Origin of the sequence: Brachybacterium sp. JB7, assembly GCF_003335205.1 — a bacterium.
GTDB classification, from domain to species: Bacteria; Actinomycetota; Actinomycetes; order Actinomycetales; family Dermabacteraceae; genus Brachybacterium; species Brachybacterium alimentarium.
Genome location: NZ_QPGN01000061.1, coordinates 1 through 269 on the forward strand (window position 1 = coordinate 1; position 269 = coordinate 269).

Below are 269 nucleotides of genomic sequence, written 5' to 3' on the forward strand. Positions count from 1 at the left end.
AAGCCACATCGTAGCTTTGATTTTCATTGAATATTTTTGAAAGAATATAATTAGAAGATCCGTTGAATATTCCGCTGATAGAATGGAGCAATTCGTTGTCATAATATTCTTCAAGATTTCGAATAATGGGGATACTTCCACACACGGCTCCTTCGTATAGTAAACTCGTTCCGAATTCTTGCTGGATATTAACGAGTTCTTCGAGATGAGTGGCAATCATCTTTTTGTTTGCTGAAACAACATTTTTCCCCGATTGTAATGCCTTCTTT

1 pseudogene is annotated in these 269 nt (G+C 36.1%); it reads right to left on the reverse strand.

Annotated elements, in window-relative coordinates:
* Positions 1 to 269: pseudogene (locus tag CIK81_RS17940) on the reverse strand (homoserine dehydrogenase); the annotation flags it as partial.